This is a genomic window from Pleomorphomonas sp. PLEO, from assembly GCF_041320595.1.
Classification (GTDB): domain Bacteria; phylum Pseudomonadota; class Alphaproteobacteria; order Rhizobiales; family Pleomorphomonadaceae; genus Pleomorphomonas.
In genome coordinates this window covers 722,501-739,927 of record NZ_CP166625.1, presented here as the reverse complement: position 1 = coordinate 739,927, position 17,427 = coordinate 722,501, and the positions used below count along the sequence as shown (strand labels likewise).

The following is a 17,427-nucleotide window of genomic DNA, read 5'->3' as shown; positions in this document are numbered from 1 at the left end:
GCCGGATGAACAAGCTCATTTTGGATACCGATGGCGGAATTGACGACGCGCAGGCGCTGCTGTTGCTGATCGCCGCCGGACGAGCGCCTCATGCCGTGACCACCGTCTTCGGCAACGTCGGGCTTGATGCCGCGACTGCCAATATCCTGGCGACCTTGGCCGTCGTCGGTGCCGACATCCCCGTCCACATGGGGGCGGAGAAGGCGATCGCCCAACCGTTGATCGACGCCAAGCACGTTCATGGCGAGGATGGACTCGGCGGTGCACCGCGTCCGACCCGCACGGCCGAACCGGCTGGCGACGATGCCGTCGGCTTTCTCATCCAAACCCTGCGTGAAGCCGCGTTAAAAGACGAGAAGGTCGATCTCTTGATGATCGGCCCCCTGACCAACTTGGCCCTGGCGCTCGGCGCCGATCCGGCGATCACCCAGGGTATTGGCCGGCTGACCATCATGGGCGGTACGGTCAACGGGCGCGGCAACGTGACGCCGGCGGCCGAGTTCAACATCTACGCTGATCCCGAGGCGGCCAAGATCGTCTTCTCCGCCGACATCGACACGGTTCTCGTGCCCTGGGAGCCCTGCGTCGAACATTATCTCTCCGGTGCCGAGGTGGATGCGCTGTTCGCCGCCCTTCCGGATTCGCCGGTGAAGCGCTTTTCCATGGCACTGGCCAGCCACGCCCGTCAGCAGGTGGCCGGCTTCGGCGGTGGCGACGCTTTCCGCTTCGTCGATCCCTTCGCGGCGGCGGTTGCCGTCGATCCCTCCATCGTCACGCGGTCCATCCGCGCGTCCGTCGACGTGGCGCTGGCGCCCGACATCACCCGCGGCATGACCGTGGTCGACCCCAGTCGTCGTCTCGGCACGCCGATGGTGACGCTGGTCGAAGAAGCGAGGATCGAACGGCTGACCGAGCTTTATGCCGCCTCGTTGGCCTTTGAAGTGCATCCATAAAAAGAAGACCGTCCAGACAGGAGAACAATGATGACGACCTACATGCTCAGCCGGCGGACTTTCGCCGGACTCGCGCTCGCGGCGGGGCTTGCGCTGCCGTTTGCCGGTTCTTCGGCCTTTGCCGCCGATTACAGCAAGGACAAGCCGCTCAAGGTGGCGCTGGTGGTGCACGGCAACCTCGGCGACAAGAGCTTCTTCGACAGCGCCGCCGCCGGCCTCAAGAAGGCAGATGCCGAACTGCCGGTGAAAACCACCGTCATCGAGGCGGGTCTCGATCGCGGCCGCTGGCAGCCGGCGCTCGCCGACGCGGCCGACGGCGACTATGACGTCATCATCGCCGGCACGTGGGAAATGAATGCCTTCATGGCCGAACTGGCCCCCGAGTACCCCGACAAGAAATTCATCCTGTTCGATGACGCGCCGGACTTCGCCAAAGCCGATCTCAAGAACATGATGGCGATCCAGTATCGCACGTCGACGGCCGCCTATCTGGCCGGCTACGCCGCTGCCAAGGTCTCCAAGACCGGCAAGCTCGGCGAGATCCTTGGTGTCGAAGGCGCGACGGTGGTCGAATTCGCCGTCGGTTTCGAGCAGGGCGCCAAGGCCGCCAATCCGAATGTCGAGGTGACGCGCGCCGTCGCCGGCTCGTTCACCGACCCGGCCAAGGGTAAGGAGCTGGCGCTGGCCCAGTTCTCGCAGGGCGTCGACGTGGTGTTCCCCATCGCCGGCGGTACCGGCATCGGCGCGCTGCAGGCGGCCCGCGACGGCGGCAAGCTCGCCGTTGGCGTCGACAGCGACCAGGCCCTCATTTTCGAGGCGTCCGATCCCGCCCAGGCCGACGTGATCTTCACCTCGGTTGAAAAGAAGGTCGGCCAGTCGCTCTATGACACGCTGAAGAAGACGATCGACGGCACCGCCACCTATGGCCAGATCGTGCTGCTCGGCCTGCAGGACGGCGCCGTCGCCATCGCCAAGAACAAGTATTACGACAAGGCAGTCCCCGCCGACGTGCGCGCCGCCGTCGACGAACAGGAAAAGAAGATCATCGCCGGTGAAATCAAGGTCGACACGGTGATGAAGTAAGGCTCGGCGGCCCCGCCTCTCACCAGGGAGCGGGGCCGCTTCCATTCGGGGACGGACGACATGGTGCCTCTCATCCAGGCGAAATCAATTTCCAAGACCTATCCGGGCGGCACCCTGGCCAACAACGGCGTCGATCTCACCGTCATGCCCGGCGAGGTCCATGCGGTGATCGGCGAGAACGGGGCCGGTAAATCGACGTTGATGAAGATCCTGTTCGGCGTCGAACAGCCTGATACGGGTGAACTGCTCTTCGACGGTAAGCCGGTCAACTTCGCCAAGCCGCGCGAGGCCATCGACGCCGGCATCGGCATGGTGTTCCAGCATTTCTCGCTGGTGCCCTCCTTCTCCGTCTACGAAAACGTGGTGCTCGGCGCCGAGCCCCGCGCCGGCATCCGCTTCGATCGTGACAAGGCGATCGCCGAAGTGCGCGCGCTGTCGGAGAAATATCGGCTGAAGGTCGATCCGCTGCCGCCGGTGGGGCGTATTCCGGTCGGTCAGCAGCAGCGCGTTGAAATTCTGAAGGCGCTTTATCGCAATGCCCGTGTGCTGATCCTCGACGAGCCGACGGCCGTCCTGGCGCCGCAGGAGGTGGAGGAGCTGTTTGTCGCCGTCCGCTCGCTGGTGGCACAAGGCAAGACGGTTATTTTCATCGCTCACAAGCTGCCGGAAGTCTTGGAGATTTCCGACCGCATCACTGTGATGCGCGGCGGCCGCACTGTCGGCGAAGTGCTGTCCAGGGACGTTGACGAACACAGCCTTGCCACCATGATGGTGGGCCGGGAAGTGACGTTGCGCGTCGACCGCGCCAAGGATGAGGGCCCCGTCAGCCTCGAGGTGAAGGGCCTGCACATCCATGGCGAAACCGGTGCGCCCATCTGCCAGGATCTCAATCTCAAGGTTCGCAAGGGTGAGATTGTCGGCCTTGTCGGTGTCGAGGGCAACGGCCAGTCCGAGCTGATCGAGGCCGTGGCGGGCCTTCGCTCGGTTGCCGACGGGGCGATCTACGTTGATGGCGAAGATCTTCTGCCGCTCGATGTCAAGGAGCGGCGTCATCTTGGCCTTGCCAGCATCCCCGAGGACCGCATCGCCCGTGGCCTTGCCGTCGGGGCGAGCGTCGCCGAGAACATGGTGGCGACGCGGCTCGAGGATGAGCGCTTCGTCCGGCACGGCCTTCTCGACCTCAAGGCCATCCGCGCCCAAGCCGAACAGCTGATTGGCCGTTTTTCGATCAAGGTCGGCGGCCCTGCCTCGGCGGTCGGCACCCTGTCGGGCGGCAACATGCAGAAGGTCGTCGTGGCGCGCGAATTGGCCGAGCAGCCGAAACTCTTGCTGGTCAACCAGCCGACGCGCGGCGTCGACCTCGGCGCCACCGAATTCATCTGGAAGTCGATCACCGGCGCCCGCGACGGCGGCGCGGCCGTGCTTCTCTGTTCGGCCGATCTTGGCGAACTGCTGGCGCTATCGGATCGCCTCGTCGTCTTCTATCGCGGTCGCATCGTCGCCGCTTTCGTCAACTCGGACGAGCTGACGCCGGAAACTCTCGGCCGCTACATGCTCGGCATCGAGACCCAGTCGCCCGAAACCGTGAGAGCCGCCCTCAAATGAGCCTTCTGACCGACCCTCGCACCAAGGCGGCGCGCAATGAAATCGGCCGAGCCCTCGCGGCGCTGGCGATCGCCCTTCTGGTGACGTTCGTGGTGGTGCTGTTCACCTCGCAGGACCCGGTGAAGGCCTATGGCACGCTGCTGACCGCGCCCTTCTCGTCAATGCGCACAACCGGCCTCTGGGTCGACGAAGTGGCCAAGCTGACGCTGACTGGCCTTGCCTTCGCGATGGTGTTCCAGGCGCGGCAGTTCTCGATGGGCGTGCAGGGACAGGTCTATGTCGGCGCGCTGTTTGCGACGTTCATTGCCCTGTCGCCACTCGGTGCGACCTTCCTGGCACTGCCGCTCGGCATCCTGGTCGCCATGCTGGCCGGCGCGGCCTACGGCTTCATCCCCGGCTACGCCAAGGCCCGCTTCGGCGCCAACGAGATCGTCTCGTCGCTGATGCTGAACTATCTCGCCATCAAGATCGTCAACTATCTGATCCGCGCCCATCTGGCGCCGACAGGCACCGGCCAGCTGATGACCGAGAAATTTCCGGCTCAATCGATCTTCCCGGCCATCCTGCCCAATACGCGCTTCGACCTCGGCATCGTCATCGCCGCCGTATCGGTGGCGGTGGTGTGGTTTCTGCTCTACCGCACGCGCTGGGGCCTGAAGCTGCGCCTCGTCGGGCACAACCCCCGCTTCGCCGAATATGCCGGCATCCGCTCGTCGCTGACCATGATCTCGGCGATGACGGCGGCCGGAGCGATCGGTGGTCTGCTCGGCGCCGTCTACGTGCATGGCCGCGCCTTCGGCCGGCTGGCCATCGATTTCGACGGCAACCTGGCCTTCGAGGGCATCCTGGTGGCGATCGTCGCCCGTGACCGGCCGCTGGTGGTGCCGATCGTGGCGCTGTTCTACGGCTATCTCCGCCAAGGCGCGCAACTGATGGCCATCCGATCCGATGTGCCGTCGGAGGTGATCTCCATCGTGCAGGCCACCATCATCCTGCTGGTCGCCTCCTCCTTCACGCTCCCCGGCAAGACGTTCTGGGCGCGGCTGTTCCGCTTCGGCGCCGCCCCCGCCACGGAGGCTGCCGGCAAATGACCGAACTCCTGATCACCGTCTTCTCCGCCACCTTCTTCGTCACGGTCATCCGGACCTCGACACCCCTGCTGTTTGCGACGCTCGGCGGCCTCATCTCCGATCTGTCCGGCGCGCTCAACGTAGCACTCGAGGGCATGATGCTGATCTCGGCGCTGACCGCCGTCATCGTGTCGGTGCATGCGCCCTGGTATGTGGCGGTACTGGCCGGTCTTGCCGCCGGGGGTGCACTCGGTGCTTTGATGGGCTTCTTCCACCTTCGCCTGAAGGCCGACATCATCCTCGTTGGCTTTGCCGTCAACATTCTGGCGGCCGGCGGTACGGTGTTCGCGCTGTCGCTGGCCACCGGCGGTGACAAGGGAACGTCGATCAACCTCATCTCCAAGGCGATTCCGGCCGTCGACCTGCCGTTTCTCGCTTCAATTCCCGGCGTCGGCCCGCTGCTGCACAGCTTGCTGTCCGGCCATTCGGCGCTGAGCTGGCTCGCCATCCTCAGCGTGTTCGGCATCTGGTACTTCCTCTACCGTACGCCACCCGGCCTGTGGCTGCGCGCCGTCGGCGAGTATCCCGCGGCGCCGGAAGCGGCCGGTATCCCGGTCGCCAAGGTACGTTTCTGGAGTCTCGTCGCCTCGGGTCTGCTGGCCGGCCTCGGCGGTGCCCAGCTCGCCATGTTCAACTACGTCGGCTTTACCCGCGACATGACCGCCGGCCGTGGCTTCATCGCCCTCGGCGCCGTGCTGCTCGGCGCCCGTCACCCGATCGGAGCCATGTGGGCGGCCTTGTTGTTCGGCGTCTTCGACGCGCTGTCGATCATCATGCCCAACCTGTTCAGCTGGATCCCGGCCGAACTCGTCCAGAGCATCCCATTCCTGGTGACGATCATCGCGCTGATCCTGTTCTCTCTGCGTGCCCAGCGGGCGCGGCGGGTGGCGGCGCCTCTGCGCTCGGCCGAAGCCTGACGGAGGAGACCGATGAAAAGCCTCACCGGCCGAGCAATCCTCGGCACCTTCTTCCAGGCGCCCAGCCCGGATCGGCTCGATGTCCTCCGCGATGCGCTGATCGAGGTGGACGAAGCCGGCACCATCGCAGCGGTGACGCTGCCCGGCGACGCCGGTTACACTGACCGTATCGCTGTGCTCGGCGAGGCGATCGTCCGCCTGCCGGCCGGCAGCTACGGCATACCCGGTTTCGTCGACTGCCATGTGCACGCGCCGCAATATCCGCAGCTCGGGCAGGCGCTGGACGTGCCTCTGGAGGTCTGGCTCGGCAAGTACACCTTCCCGCTCGAAGCTCGCTATGCCGACCTCGATTTCGCCCGGAGCCGCTATACGGCCCTGATCGACGATCTCCTCGCCATCGGCACGACGACGGCGCTCTATTTCGGCACCGTCCACCTCGAAGCGACCAAGCTGCTCGCCGATCTCTGCATCGACAAAGGACAGCGGGCTCTGGTTGGCAAGGTGGTGATGGATCACCCGGACAGTTGCCCGCACTATTACCGGGATGCCGACGCGGCGACGGGCGCAGCCGAGACGCGGGCGCTGATCGAATATGTGCGGTCGCACCCGCGCAACACGGCGGGCCGTGTCCTACCGGTGATCACACCGCGCTTCATCCCGTCCTGCACGGATGCCGCACTGACGGCGCTCGGCGAACTTGCCGGGGAAACCGGCGCCCACGTCCAGACCCACTGTTCGGAGAGCGACTGGGCGCATTCTCACGTCTTCGCCCGCTACGGCCACACGGATGCCGAGGCGCTCGACCGCTTCGGCTTGCTCACGCGGCGAACCATGCTCGCCCACTCCAATTTCCTGACCGACGACGACATGACGCGCGTGGCGCGGCGTGGAGCGGCCGTCGCCCACTGCGCGCTCTCCAACATCTATTTCGCCAACTCGGTGTTTCCGCTGCGCGCCGCGTTGTCCCGACACATGCATGTCGGCCTCGGCACCGATATTTCCGGCGGTCCCAGCGCTTCGATGTTCGAGGCCTGCCGGGCGACGGTGCAATCCTCGCGCCTGCTTGAGGACGGTGTCGACCCGGCGCTGCCGGCAGCCCAACGGGGGCGGCCGAATTCGCGCGTCGATCTCGTGACGGCCTTCCATGTGGCGACGGCCGGCGGCGGCACCGCGCTCGACCTGCCCATCGGCTGCTTCGCGCCTGGCTTTCATTTCGACGCGGTCGCCATCGACACGACGATCCGCGACGGCGGTATCCGGCTCTTCGGCGACGAGAATCTCGAAGGCGTATTCGAAAAGCTGATTTACGGCGCCACAAGGGTCAATGTCGCCCATGTCTGGGTTGCCGGCGAGGACCGCCGACCAACTTGATGGAGATGGAGCCAGCCATCCCTGTGCCCGATCAAATGGCAAGGGCCGGGTACTTTCTTTCTAACCGCGCGTAGACCGCATCGACGATCAGGAAGAGATTATAAGCGACTGATCAGATTGATCTAATTTCACACCAGTACCTTGAGAAGGTATTGGTGGAGCTGAGGGGAATCGAACCCCTGACCTCTGCAGTGCGATTGCAGCGCTCTCCCATCTGAGCTACAGCCCCATCCGGCACGGCTTTTCAGCCGAGAACCCGGCGTCGGGTGAGCCGCTTTTAGGGGGAGGGACCGGGGCTGTCAAGCCTTTCGCGGCTCTTCGCAGCGAAAGCAAAATCAAGGAGAGGCACCGCCAACAGCGACCGAACCATGACGCCCCGGCTCGGATCGCCGGAGTCGCTTATCTCATCTGAAACCCTGGCGAGCCTCTGGTTTTTACCAAGCCGAGCGATCTGCACGTGGCGGCCCTATAAAGCGGCCTTGCGGCTCCATCGCGCCATGGCTACATCTCGGAAAACTCGTAATGCGAAAGACCCATTCATGAAGGCCGTTCTCGACGTTCTCTTCCAGATCCTCAATCTCTATATGTACATCCTGATCGCCTCGGCGATCATGTCCTGGCTCGTCGCCTTCAACGTCGTCAACCTGCGCAACCAGGTGGTGACGGCCATCGCGTCCTTCCTCTACACCATGACCGAGCCGGTGCTGCGCCCTATCCGGCGCTTCATGCCCAACACCGGCGGACTCGACCTGTCCTTCCTGGTGCTGTGGTTTGGCATCATCCTCCTGCAGCAGATCATCATCCACTACATCTATCCTTACGTCTTCTGACCCGATGGCCGAAGCTCCGATCCGACGGGATGGCGCCAACCTCCTCGTGGAGGTGCGCCTGACGCCGCGCGGTGGCAGCGACCGCATCGACGGCACGAAAGCCCTGTCCGACGGTCGCACGGTGGTCGCGGCGCGGGTGAAGGTGGTGCCGGAGGATGGCAAGGCCAACGCTGCCGTGGCGGCGCTTATGGCTGCTGCCGCCGGTCTGCCCAAATCGGCGGGAACGGTGGTTTCCGGCTCCACAGCGCGTCTCAAGACCATCCGTCTGACGGGCGCCGACGCCGAGGCGGAGGCGCGTCTCAGGGCAGCCTGCGGCCTTCATTCATGACAATGTCTGATAAGCGCCGGCCGTTCACTCGTCGGGGTCGAGCGCCCGCGCCTCATCGGGCAGCATGATCGGCACGCCATCGCGGACCGGATAGGCAAGGCGGGCGGGCCGCGACACCAGCTCGCGCCGTTCGGGGTACCATTCCAGCGTCGCCTTGGTGAGCGGGCAGACGAGGATCTCCAGGAGTTTGGGATCGACCTCGCCGGTTCGCCGGCCGTCGTTCTCCTGCATGATGGTTTCCTCAGTTGATACTGGTTGGCGTGTCATTGCCGGCGCGTGCCAGCGTAATCTCGGTAATGGCGATCAAGGTCTCGGCCCGCGTCTTGAGATCGGGCGCTTCGAGCAGCGCTTGCTTCTCCGCCGCGCCATAGGGGCTCATCATCGACAGCGTGTTGATCAGCGCCTCGGTCGATGCCTTCTCGACGGCGTCCCAGTCGGCCTCCATCTCGTTGGCGTCGAGATAGGCTTCGAAAACGGCGAGGAAGGCCGCACGATCCACCTCGTCCTCGCCAACCCGAAGTTCGAAATCGGCTGGGAAGTCGCAAGCGATCCTGCCAATGCGATAAGGCAGATCAGCCGGCGCTTCGCCCATAAGGCGGAAGCGACAGATGCCGGTCAGCGTCACCTGGTAGCGCCCGTCACCGGTTTCGGCGATCGCCGTGATACGACCGACAGTTCCCACTTCGCATAGCGGCGCCGACCCCTCCTCGATCCCCTCCTCGGTGTCAAAACGCGGCTGGATGATGCCGATTAGCCGGTTGCCGGCAAGTGCCGCGTCCACCATTTCAAGGTAGCGCGGTTCGAACACGATGAGCGGCAGCAGGCCGCGCGGCAACAAAAGCACGCCCCTCAACGGAAAGAGCGGCAGTTCGCCGGGGAGATCGGCGGGACCAACGTAGCTTGCGTTGCCGACTTGCATCGATTGCCTTTCGTGGGATCAGGAGAACAGGACTGAGGACAGCTTGCGCCGTCCGTAGAGCGTCATCGGGTCGGTCATGCCCCAGGCTTCGAAGAACTTGACCAACTGCTTGCGGGCCGCATCCTCGTTCCAACCACGTTCGCGCCGGACGATCTCGATAAGCTGGTCGACGGCGGCCTGACGGTCGCCCTGGGCCGCCAGCGCCTCGGCCAGCTCGAACCGAGCCTGATGATCCAGGGGGTTGGCAGCGACGGTGGCCGCGAGCGCGTCAGTATCGCCAACACTGGCGGCCCGCTCGGCCAATTCAAGCTCGGCACGGGCGCCGGCGATGGCCGCATCGCCCGCCTTCAGGTCCGGCACACGAGCCAGCACGGTCCGCGCATCCTCAAGCTGCCCGGCCGCCGTCAGCGCCCGCACCAGGCCGGCCGTAGCGACAAGCGATTCGGGCTCCATGTCGAGCACGGCGAGGAAGGCCTCAGCGGCGGCCTGCGAGTCACCAGCGGCGAGTGCCTCCTGGCCGGCGGCGATGAGCTTTTCCTGATCCGTCGGCCCCATGGGCCCGGCGACGCGCTCGATGAACTGCCGCACCTGACTTTCCGGCTGCGCGCCCATGAAGCCATCGACGGCACGCCCCTTGGAGAAGGCGATCACCGCCGGAATTGACTGGATTCCCAGCTGGCCGGCCACCTCGGGATGGTTGTCGATGTTCATCTTGACGAGGCGAACTTTGCCCTTGGTATCGCGGACAACCTTCTCGATGATCGGCGTCAGCTGCTTACAGGGACCACACCATTCCGCCCAAAAATCGACCAGTACCACCTTGTCCTTGGAGGTATCGAGCACGTCGCGGGCAAAATCGCGGGTCGTTGTCTCGATCACATCGTCGGCCGCTGGGGCCGGAGCGGCACCAGGCGTGGCAAAGCCGTTGCCAAAGGTGAAGGTCGGGCTGCTCATCTTCTCACTCGACTGCTGGGCGCCGGTCTCCCCCAACGGGAGGCGGCGGTGGGGTAATTCGTCCGCCCTATATAGGGCGGCTCGACCAAGTTTAACAGCCGCCCCCTTTCATGTGACAAGCGGCAGATCGACGACGAGCGGCTCGTGGCCGGTCGCCCTCAAAAAGGCGAGCAACCCCGCTGCCGACACCGCCGTCGTGGCGGTATTTTCGAGCGGATGCACATGGACCGGATCGAGTTCCAGCAACGCCTTTTCCAAAACCACGGTCACCGCGCCGGCGGTGTCGTTGAGAACGCCGAACGGGGTTACCGAACCGGGCAAGATGCCCAAATGTTCCATCAGTTGGTCGGCTGTGCAAAATGAGACGCGTCCCGAAGCGCCGATCGCTGCCTGAACATGTTTGAGATCGAGCGCCGAATCTTTTCTGAGCGTGATCAGGAAGAGCCGGCTCTTCTTGTCCTTGACGAACAGGTTCTTGGCAAAGCCGCCTGTCATGCCCCCCCAAATGGCCATCGCTGCCTCGACGGTCGGCAGCGGCGGATGCTCGATCGTCCGGTGGGCGATATTGAGACGATCGAGAAAGGCGAACAGATCGGCGCGAGTCGCGGCCATGATAAACCTCGTGGGCAGGCGGGCATGCGCCCTGCAATGGGCCGATATTTCAGGGAACCGCCAGATCGTGCAAGCCAAAACCGCTGAAAAATCCGAGCCTTGGCAGGATCCGTGGGTCATTTTCCCGGCAAAAAAATGCCGGTCACGAAAAAAGTCGAAAAAGCCTGTTGCATTCGCCGCCGACATGGGCGATATACCGCCTCGCTCCGGCGACGGAGCACGCTGAAAAGCGGAGCGCGGGTGTAGCTCAGGGGTAGAGCATAACCTTGCCAAGGTTAGGGTCGTGGGTTCGAATCCCATCGCCCGCTCCATTTTCAGAAGAGAAGTCAAAGACTTGCAAAGCGGCCACCTTCGGGTGGCCTTTTTGTTTTTAGGCTATATCGCAAGCTTATCGCCTTTGACCGAAGCTATCCCAGCCCGAAACCTCAGTTCAGCCACCAGATCGAGACGTTGAGAAGCGCGGCGAAGGCAACCCAGCCGAGATAGGGAATAAGAACCCCGCCGGCGATTCGATCGACGGCTAGGAAGGCATGGACCGTCGCGGCGAGAGCCGTCACGAGCATCACAATCACGACAAGGCCAGTTCCAGGTGAGTGGAAGCCGAAAAAGGCAACAGACCAAGCGGCGTTGAGCGTTATCTGGACAAGAAAAAGCAGAATGGCGTGGCCGCGCGCAGCACCCCTTGGGCTTCTCAGAACTCGAAAGAAAGCCCAAGCCATCAGAATGTAGAGGACCGTCCAGACGGGGCCGAACACGCTGTTGGGTGGATTGAACGGCGGTTTGACGAGGCTTTCGTACCACGGCGTTATATTGGGCAACGTGGCGGCATTGCCGATGATAGCGGCGGCAGCGACCGGTGCAACAGCGGCGAGCGCCGCGGCAATCCTTCCCATGGGGCTCGGCGAGAGCGTTTCAGAAGTCAATTTGATGTCCCTTCTGTCGATCAGCCTGTCGAGGTACCGCAGGCGTCGCCCGACTTAGCTTAAGACGTCCGCTCGCACCCAGACACTGACACTACCACCGTTCACAGGGAAGCTTGCGCGCCCCGCCTCATCTGTGGTGACTTCGTCCTGCCGATGCCCCAGGAAATCACGGAAGACAACGCCGCCCACTTCGGGACCGAGATCGGCAACCTTGGCGGTCTCACCGGCGTTAGCCATCACAACGACACAGCCGGGGGCCTCTGAAGTGCCGTGGCGAACGAACGCGATACAGTTGGGCTCATCAAAAAGATCCGTCTGCGGGCCATAGGCGAACCTCTGCCGCGCCTCAATAAGCCGCGGCAGGCAGCTGATCGCCGGCATTTCGACGGTGTGATCCTCGCCGTCGCCACCCTTGTCGGTATAGGTCGCACCATAAAGGTCGGGATGGAACACGCACGGAACGCCCTGTTCCCTAAGCAAAATGAGAGCGTAGGCGAGTGGCTTGAACCAGGGTTCGACTGGCGCCTCCAGCGATTGTAGCGGCTGGGTATCGTGATTGGCCACCAGCGTCACGGCGTGCTCCGGCATGACGCCAACCAGCGTATCATTGAACAGAGCGCGCAGATCATAATCGGCTCCACCTTTCGAGGCGTCGTAGAAATTGTAATGCAACGCCACATCGAACAGCATGAGCTGACCATCGACGAGGTCGAGGTAGCCGCGGAGCACATCAAGATCCGGATGCCAATATTCGGCAACCACGAACAGGTCCTTGCCGGCGGTCTCGCGCACATGACTGAGCCAGTCACGGAAGAACCAGGCCGGGATGTGCTTGACGGCATCGAGGCGGAAGCCCGCGCAGGGCAATTCGCCCGTGAGCCAGCGCCCCCAGTACTTCAGCTCCTCATAGACAGCCTTGTTGCGAAACTCGATATCGGAGCCCATCAGGTAGTCAAAATTGCCGAATTCCGAGCCGACCTCGACGCCCCAGCCGTCATCATAGTCGTTGACCAGCTTGAAGACGCCATTCTCGTCGGGATCCTCGATATGGTCGACGCCGGTGAAGCATTTAGCGTCCCAGACGAACTCCGAGTAGCGCCCCTGCCGACCGGGAAAGGTGAAGCGTGTGTGCACCGTGGCCTCGAAGGTCTCTGGATCGATCTCTTCGCGATTGTCGGGATTGACGCGATGGACCCGGACACGCTCGGTCTCGTCGGCCCCCATCTTGTGATTGAGCACCACGTCATAGATCACGCCAACGCCGTTTGCCTCAAGGGCGTGCGTGGCCCGCTCAAGCGCCGCCCGGTCGCCATACTTGGTGGCGACGCTACCCTTCTGATCGAACTCGCCGAGATCGAACAGGTCGTAGACGTCATAGCCAACCGAATGACCGCCCGCGCTTCCCTTGTAAGCTGGAGGCAGCCACACGTCGGTGATGCCCATTTCGGCCAGGGAGACCGCCTTCTCCTCAATATCCCGCCAGAGACGTCCTTCGCCGGGATAGTACCAATGGAAAGCCTGCAGCAGCGTTCTCTGGGTCATTTGGATCCTCTGACAGGAGCACCGCCGCGCCGTGCGCAGCCTCAGATCAACAGAAAACGCCGCCGGTCCGAGAGGACCGACAGCGCCTTGAATGCCCAAGCGTTGCCGCTCAAAGCTTATCGATGGTGTCCTTCAGGGCTTCCTTGCCCTTGCCGACGGCCTTCTGGGCATCGCCCTTGGCTTCCTGGACGTCACCCTCGACTTCCAGGTCCTTATCGCCGAGCGCCTTGCCGGTCGCCTGCTTGACCTTACCGACGGCTTCGTTGGTATGGCCCTTGATCTTGTCTGTGGTCGAACTCATGGCAATCTCCCTTCACGTCTCATGAAAGTTTCGGTTCGGGGAACCGTAAATGAAACGCAGGACGGGCCAGCTGGTTCCGCAAAAGCGTCGCCCGACTTGCTTCGCCTTCGGGTGAAGGGACACGCTGGCCCGGCGCATTTCTCCGGAACGGAGTGTCATTTCAATTGGTTACGGGAACATAATTCCCGCGACCCGTTGAGGTCGGATCGCTTGGCGGGAAATCTCGACGCCGGACAGGACCAACGGTGATATCGGCTCAGGCACTATCGTGGTTCTTGGGTATCAGGTGGCTTTGGGCTTGGTCTGTCGGGAGTGTCGCGCTTTGCGTTGGCGTGTCCCGAGGCGGCAGACACAACAAAGCCCTCGGCGATTTCTCGTCGAGGGCTTTGTGTTGGTTCGGGTTTCATGAAGAGCTATTATCGTGTGATGTTGATTTTGTTTGTCTTGCCCTTTGCAGGCCTGGCAGCGACCTACTCTCCCGCGTCTTAAGACGGAGTACCATTGGCGCTGGGGAGTTTCACGGCCGAGTTCGGGATGGGATCGGGTGCATTTCTCCCCGCCATGACCACCAGGCCGGCGAAGGGCAAGAGCTCATGGCTAGCTTTGAGGGCTGGTCATGAGCGAATGTTATGGTCTTTGGCGGCTTATGAGGGCCGGATCGTGTTTTGTTTTTGTGTCCTTGTTTCATCCTTGAGGATGGACAGGGATAATGAGAGCGATAAAGCCGATCGAGCTATTAGTACCGGTAAGCTTCACGCATTGCTGCGCTTCCACACCCGGCCTATCAACGTGGTGGTCTACCACGGCTCTGATAGGGAGCACTAGTTTTGAGGTTCGTTTCCCGCTTAGATGCTTTCAGCGGTTATCGAGTCCACACTTAGCTACCCTGCAATGCGGCTGGCGCCACAACAGGTCCACCAGAGGTATGTCCATCCCGGTCCTCTCGTACTAGGGACAGATCCTCTCAATACTCCTACACCCACGGCAGATAGGGACCGAACTGTCTCACGACGTTCTGAACCCAACTCACGTACCACTTTAATCGGCGAACAGCCGAACCCTTGGGACCTTCTCCAGCCCCAGGATGTGATGAGTCGACATCGAGGTGCCAAACGATGCCGTCGATATGGACTCTTGGGCATCATCAGCCTGTTATCCCCGGCGTACCTTTTATCCGTTGAGCGATGGCCCGTCCACGAGGGACCACCGGATCACTATGGCCGTCTTTCGACTCTGCTCGACGTGTCAGTCTCGCAGTCAGGCAGGCTTATGCCATTGCACTCGTCGACCGATTTCCGACCGGTCTGAGCCTACCTTCGCGCGCCTCCGTTACTCTTTGGGAGGCGACCGCCCCAGTCAAACTACCCACCACACACTGTCCCGGACCCGGATGACGGGCCGCGGTTAGACAGTCATGACGATAAGGGTGGTATTTCAAGGATGGCTCCATCTGAGCTAGCGCCCAAACTTCATAGCCTACCACCTATCCTACACATGCCGACACGAATGCCAGTGTGAAGCTATAGTAAAGGTGCACGGGGTCTTTCCGTCTGACCGCAGGAACCCCGCATCTTCACGGGGAATTCAATTTCACTGAGCCTGTGCTGGAGACAGCGGGGAAGTCGTTACGCCATTCGTGCAGGTCGGAACTTACCCGACAAGGAATTTCGCTACCTTAGGACCGTTATAGTTACGGCCGCCGTTTACCGGGGCTTCAATTCGGAGCTTGCACCCCTCCTCTTAACCTTCCGGCACCGGGCAGGCGTCAGACCCTATACGTCGCCTTATGGCTTCGCAGAGCCCTGTGTTTTTGTTAAACAGTCGCCACCCCCTAGTCTGTGCCCCCCGATTATGGTTGCCCACAACCGGGGCCTCCTTCTCCCGAAGTTACGGAGGCAATTTGCCGAGTTCCTTCAGCACAATTCGCTCAACGCCTTGGTATACTCTACCAGTCCACCTGTGTCGGTTTGGGGTACGGTCTGATGCAGGGGCTATTTCCTGGAACGCTGAGACAGCAAAGCCAATCCGATAAGGCCTTACGATCCTTCACATCCGTCACCACCTGCTGGCTGAGGAATATTTACCTCATTCCCATCGACTACGCCTTTCGGCCTCGCCTTAGGGACCGGCTAACCCTGCGAAGACTAGCTTTACGCAGGAACCCTTGGACTTTCGGCGAGGGTGATTCTCACACCCTTAGCGTTACTCATGTCAGCATTCTCACTTCCGATACCTCCAGAGGTCCTCACAGATCCTCCTTCACAGGCCTACGGAACGCTCCGCTACCGCTTGCACAAGTGCAAACCCATAGTTTCGGTGCACGGCTTGAGCCCCGTTACATTGTCCGCGCAGGAACCCTTGACTAGACCAGTGAGCTGTTACGCTTTCTTTAAATGATGGCTGCTTCTAAGCCAACATCCTGGTTGTTTTGGGATTCCCACATCGTTTCACACTTAGCCGTGACTTCGGGACCTTAACTGATGGTCAGGGTTGTTTCCCTTTTCACGACGGACGTTAGCACCCGCCGTGTGTCTGCCGGATAGTACTCTCGGGTATTCGGAGTTTGCTTAAGATCGGTAAGTCTGTAGGACCCCCTTGCCTATGCAGTGCTCTACCCCCCGAGGTATTCGTCCGACGCTCTACCTAAATAGATTTCGCGGAGAACCAGCTATTTCGAGGTTTGATTGGCCTTTCACCCCTAGTCACAAGTCATCCCCGACTTTTTCAACAGGCGTGGGTTCGGTCCTCCAGTGCGTGTTACCGCACCTTCAACCTGCTCATGACTAGATCACCTCGTTTCGGGTCTAATCCGTCGAACTGAACGCCCTGTTCAGACTCGCTTTCGCTGCGCCTACACCTAACGGCTTAAGCTCGCTCGACAGACTAAGTCGCTGACCCATTATACAAAAGGTACGCCGTCAGCATTGCAGCCTCCGACTGTTTGTAGGCATCCGGTTTCAGGAACTGTTTCACTCCCCTTGTCGGGGTGCTTTTCACCTTTCCCTCACGGTACTGGTTCACTATCGGTCGCTGAGGAGTACTTAGGCTTGGAGGGTGGGCCCCCCACGTTCAGACAGGATTGCACGTGTCCCGCCTTACTCAAGGATCAATTGGATATCTGTGCATACGGGGCTGTCACCCATAATGCCGGCCATTCCAAACCGTTCTGCTTTAAACCAATTGACCACTGGCCTGGTCCGCGTTCGCTCGCCACTACTTGCGGAGTCTCGGTTGATGTCCTTTCCTGCAGGTACTTAGATGTTTCACTTCCCTGCGTTCGCCTCTAATCCCCTATGTATTCAGGGATAAGATATCTTCATAATTGCAAACAGTAACCGGATGGCAGTTTTGCCGAGCCGCTTTCCCTGCCGGGCGCGCTTTCGACTGCCAACTGATCACTGTTCGCTGAAGATGGGTTCCCCCATTCGGAAATCCACGGATCAAAGCTTGTTCGCAGCTCCCCATGGCTTATCGCAGCGTACCACGTCCTTCATCGCCTCTCAGCGCCAAGGCATCCACCAGATGCCCTTACGTCACTTGATCGCTCTCATTACCCATGCCCATCCCTTGCAATGACTTTGCAAGACCCAATCACCTCCGAAGAAGCAATCGACACGGAACGGTACCTAAAACACGCTCCATGAACACGAGAACACGATCTACACGATTGAGCCAACTCGGCTGACCCAATCGCGTCCAAAGACCATTCAAAATCACACGAGACATGCCACCAACACCCCTGCGGTCAAGCGGGGCAGACCAGAACCTCTCGGCTCCGACCCGACATGACGACTTCCCAGCCCTTACGGGCCTTCCATCATCATGCCATCAGGCATGTCTTCTCTTCACGATAACAAGCGAACAGGACAACGGCGGCACTAGGCACGCACCGTTGCAATCTCTGTCTCTCATCTCAGAATGCTATCAAGGTAAGTTCTCTTCATTCCAACCAGTCTAAA

Annotated in this window: 16 protein-coding genes, 2 tRNA genes and 2 rRNA genes; 10 read left to right on the top strand and 10 right to left on the bottom strand. The window is 61.6% G+C overall.

Translation table 11 applies throughout. The annotated features are described in order from the left end of the window. Nucleotides 1–5 precede the first annotated feature (5 nt). The 6 genes from AB6N07_RS03215 to guaD are packed head-to-tail and all read left to right on the top strand — an operon-like array spanning nucleotide 6 to nucleotide 7,059. On the top strand, nucleotides 6–953 hold the full coding sequence (locus tag AB6N07_RS03215) for a nucleoside hydrolase (protein ID WP_370676372.1): 948 nt from the start codon (nucleotides 6–8) through the stop codon (nucleotides 951–953). A 30-nt stretch (nucleotides 954–983) separates the two neighbouring features. Continuing rightward, nucleotides 984–2,036, top strand: coding sequence for a BMP family protein (locus AB6N07_RS03210; protein WP_370676371.1), 1,053 nt, complete (start codon nucleotides 984–986; stop codon nucleotides 2,034–2,036). 60 nt (nucleotides 2,037–2,096) lie between these two features. After that, nucleotides 2,097–3,641: an ABC transporter ATP-binding protein gene (locus AB6N07_RS03205; protein ID WP_370676370.1), complete on the top strand. Its 1,545-nt coding sequence runs from the start codon at nucleotides 2,097–2,099 to the stop codon at nucleotides 3,639–3,641. Continuing rightward, nucleotides 3,638–4,732 (top strand): ABC transporter permease, encoded by a 1,095-nt coding sequence (locus AB6N07_RS03200; protein ID WP_370676369.1) that lies wholly within the window; start codon nucleotides 3,638–3,640, stop codon nucleotides 4,730–4,732. The genes AB6N07_RS03205 and AB6N07_RS03200 overlap by 4 nt, the downstream gene beginning before the upstream one ends. Continuing rightward, entirely contained in the window at nucleotides 4,729–5,688 is a 960-nt protein-coding gene (locus AB6N07_RS03195) for an ABC transporter permease (RefSeq protein ID WP_370676368.1), read from the top strand. Before AB6N07_RS03200 ends, AB6N07_RS03195 begins: the two co-directional genes overlap by 4 nt. A 12-nt stretch (nucleotides 5,689–5,700) precedes the next feature. Continuing rightward, entirely contained in the window at nucleotides 5,701–7,059 is a 1,359-nt protein-coding gene (guaD, locus tag AB6N07_RS03190; protein ID WP_370676367.1) for a guanine deaminase, read from the top strand. Nucleotides 7,060–7,212: 153 nt separating this feature from the next. Here the strand turns inward: guaD and AB6N07_RS03185 are convergent. Next, nucleotides 7,213–7,288: transfer RNA gene (locus AB6N07_RS03185), tRNA-Ala, on the bottom strand. A 310-nt stretch (nucleotides 7,289–7,598) separates the two neighbouring features. On the opposite strand from AB6N07_RS03185, the gene AB6N07_RS03180 reads away from it, so the two are divergent. Further along, nucleotides 7,599–7,889 carry a YggT family protein gene (locus AB6N07_RS03180; RefSeq protein ID WP_370676366.1) on the top strand — a complete coding sequence of 97 codons (291 nt, stop codon included), beginning with the start codon at nucleotides 7,599–7,601 and terminating at the stop codon, nucleotides 7,887–7,889. 4 nt (nucleotides 7,890–7,893) lie between these two features. After that, nucleotides 7,894–8,217, top strand: coding sequence for a DUF167 family protein (locus AB6N07_RS03175; protein WP_370676365.1), 324 nt, complete (start codon nucleotides 7,894–7,896; stop codon nucleotides 8,215–8,217). A gap of 24 nt (nucleotides 8,218–8,241) precedes the next feature. Here AB6N07_RS03175 and AB6N07_RS03170 read toward each other — a convergent pair whose 3' ends face one another. The 4 genes from AB6N07_RS03170 to AB6N07_RS03155 all read right to left on the bottom strand — a co-directional run bounded on the left by AB6N07_RS03170 (nucleotide 8,242) and on the right by AB6N07_RS03155 (nucleotide 10,702). Continuing rightward, a complete protein-coding gene (locus AB6N07_RS03170) occupies nucleotides 8,242–8,448 on the bottom strand; it encodes a Trm112 family protein (RefSeq protein WP_101290374.1) in 207 nt (68 codons plus the stop codon). 10 nt (nucleotides 8,449–8,458) lie between these two features. Then, nucleotides 8,459–9,136 carry an LON peptidase substrate-binding domain-containing protein gene (locus tag AB6N07_RS03165; RefSeq protein WP_370676364.1) on the bottom strand — a complete coding sequence of 226 codons (678 nt, stop codon included), beginning with the start codon at nucleotides 9,134–9,136 and terminating at the stop codon, nucleotides 8,459–8,461. An 18-nt stretch (nucleotides 9,137–9,154) separates the two neighbouring features. Beyond that, nucleotides 9,155–10,090 carry a thioredoxin gene (gene trxA, locus AB6N07_RS03160; protein ID WP_370676363.1) on the bottom strand — a complete coding sequence of 312 codons (936 nt, stop codon included), beginning with the start codon at nucleotides 10,088–10,090 and terminating at the stop codon, nucleotides 9,155–9,157. Nucleotides 10,091–10,198: 108 nt separating this feature from the next. Beyond that, nucleotides 10,199–10,702, bottom strand: coding sequence for a prolyl-tRNA synthetase associated domain-containing protein (locus AB6N07_RS03155; protein WP_370676362.1), 504 nt, complete (start codon nucleotides 10,700–10,702; stop codon nucleotides 10,199–10,201). Here AB6N07_RS03155 and AB6N07_RS03150 point away from each other — a divergent pair. Beyond that, entirely contained in the window at nucleotides 10,701–10,928 is a 228-nt protein-coding gene (locus AB6N07_RS03150; protein WP_370676361.1) for a hypothetical protein, read from the top strand. The two genes, AB6N07_RS03155 and AB6N07_RS03150, sit on opposite strands and share 2 nt — an antisense overlap. Nucleotides 10,929–10,938: 10 nt before the next feature. Beyond that, nucleotides 10,939–11,013 (top strand) — tRNA-Gly (locus AB6N07_RS03145). Nucleotides 11,014–11,127: 114 nt separating this feature from the next. Here the strand turns inward: AB6N07_RS03145 and AB6N07_RS03140 are convergent. The 5 genes from AB6N07_RS03140 to AB6N07_RS03120 all read right to left on the bottom strand — a co-directional run bounded on the left by AB6N07_RS03140 (nucleotide 11,128) and on the right by AB6N07_RS03120 (nucleotide 17,011). Then, nucleotides 11,128–11,595 (bottom strand): TspO/MBR family protein, encoded by a 468-nt coding sequence (locus tag AB6N07_RS03140; RefSeq protein WP_370676360.1) that lies wholly within the window; start codon nucleotides 11,593–11,595, stop codon nucleotides 11,128–11,130. An 84-nt stretch (nucleotides 11,596–11,679) separates the two neighbouring features. Beyond that, the gene (gene amyA, locus AB6N07_RS03135; RefSeq protein ID WP_370676359.1) at nucleotides 11,680–13,167 is read right to left on the bottom strand and encodes an alpha-amylase; all 1,488 of its coding nucleotides are present in this window, start codon (nucleotides 13,165–13,167) and stop codon (nucleotides 11,680–11,682) included. Nucleotides 13,168–13,276: 109 nt separating this feature from the next. Next, complete coding sequence (locus tag AB6N07_RS03130; RefSeq protein WP_370676358.1) at nucleotides 13,277–13,468, bottom strand: CsbD family protein; 192 nt, start codon at nucleotides 13,466–13,468, stop codon at nucleotides 13,277–13,279. Nucleotides 13,469–13,925: 457 nt separating this feature from the next. Then, nucleotides 13,926–14,041 (bottom strand): 5S ribosomal RNA (rrf, locus tag AB6N07_RS03125). A gap of 142 nt (nucleotides 14,042–14,183) precedes the next feature. Continuing rightward, nucleotides 14,184–17,011: ribosomal RNA gene (locus tag AB6N07_RS03120) — 23S ribosomal RNA — on the bottom strand. Between the last annotated feature and the right edge of the window lie 416 nt (nucleotides 17,012–17,427).

What these genes read in the sequence shown, in the direction of transcription:
- AB6N07_RS03215 (WP_370676372.1), top strand. Translation starts at nt 6, where the DNA reads ATGAACAAGCTCATTTTGGATACCGATGGCGGAATTGACGACGCGCAG.
- AB6N07_RS03210 (WP_370676371.1), top strand. Translation starts at nt 984, where the DNA reads ATGACGACCTACATGCTCAGCCGGCGGACTTTCGCCGGACTCGCGCTC.
- AB6N07_RS03205 (WP_370676370.1), top strand. Translation starts at nt 2,097, where the DNA reads ATGGTGCCTCTCATCCAGGCGAAATCAATTTCCAAGACCTATCCGGGC.
- AB6N07_RS03200 (WP_370676369.1), top strand. Translation starts at nt 3,638, where the DNA reads ATGAGCCTTCTGACCGACCCTCGCACCAAGGCGGCGCGCAATGAAATC.
- AB6N07_RS03195 (WP_370676368.1), top strand. Translation starts at nt 4,729, where the DNA reads ATGACCGAACTCCTGATCACCGTCTTCTCCGCCACCTTCTTCGTCACG.
- guaD (WP_370676367.1), top strand. Translation starts at nt 5,701, where the DNA reads ATGAAAAGCCTCACCGGCCGAGCAATCCTCGGCACCTTCTTCCAGGCG.
- AB6N07_RS03180 (WP_370676366.1), top strand. Translation starts at nt 7,599, where the DNA reads ATGAAGGCCGTTCTCGACGTTCTCTTCCAGATCCTCAATCTCTATATG.
- AB6N07_RS03175 (WP_370676365.1), top strand. Translation starts at nt 7,894, where the DNA reads ATGGCCGAAGCTCCGATCCGACGGGATGGCGCCAACCTCCTCGTGGAG.
- AB6N07_RS03170 (WP_101290374.1), bottom strand. Translation starts at nt 8,448, where the DNA reads ATGCAGGAGAACGACGGCCGGCGAACCGGCGAGGTCGATCCCAAACTC.
- AB6N07_RS03165 (WP_370676364.1), bottom strand. Translation starts at nt 9,136, where the DNA reads ATGCAAGTCGGCAACGCAAGCTACGTTGGTCCCGCCGATCTCCCCGGC.
- trxA (WP_370676363.1), bottom strand. Translation starts at nt 10,090, where the DNA reads ATGAGCAGCCCGACCTTCACCTTTGGCAACGGCTTTGCCACGCCTGGT.
- AB6N07_RS03150 (WP_370676361.1), top strand. Translation starts at nt 10,701, where the DNA reads ATGATAAACCTCGTGGGCAGGCGGGCATGCGCCCTGCAATGGGCCGAT.
- AB6N07_RS03155 (WP_370676362.1), bottom strand. Translation starts at nt 10,702, where the DNA reads ATGGCCGCGACTCGCGCCGATCTGTTCGCCTTTCTCGATCGTCTCAAT.
- AB6N07_RS03140 (WP_370676360.1), bottom strand. Translation starts at nt 11,595, where the DNA reads ATGGGAAGGATTGCCGCGGCGCTCGCCGCTGTTGCACCGGTCGCTGCC.
- amyA (WP_370676359.1), bottom strand. Translation starts at nt 13,167, where the DNA reads ATGACCCAGAGAACGCTGCTGCAGGCTTTCCATTGGTACTATCCCGGC.
- AB6N07_RS03130 (WP_370676358.1), bottom strand. Translation starts at nt 13,468, where the DNA reads ATGAGTTCGACCACAGACAAGATCAAGGGCCATACCAACGAAGCCGTC.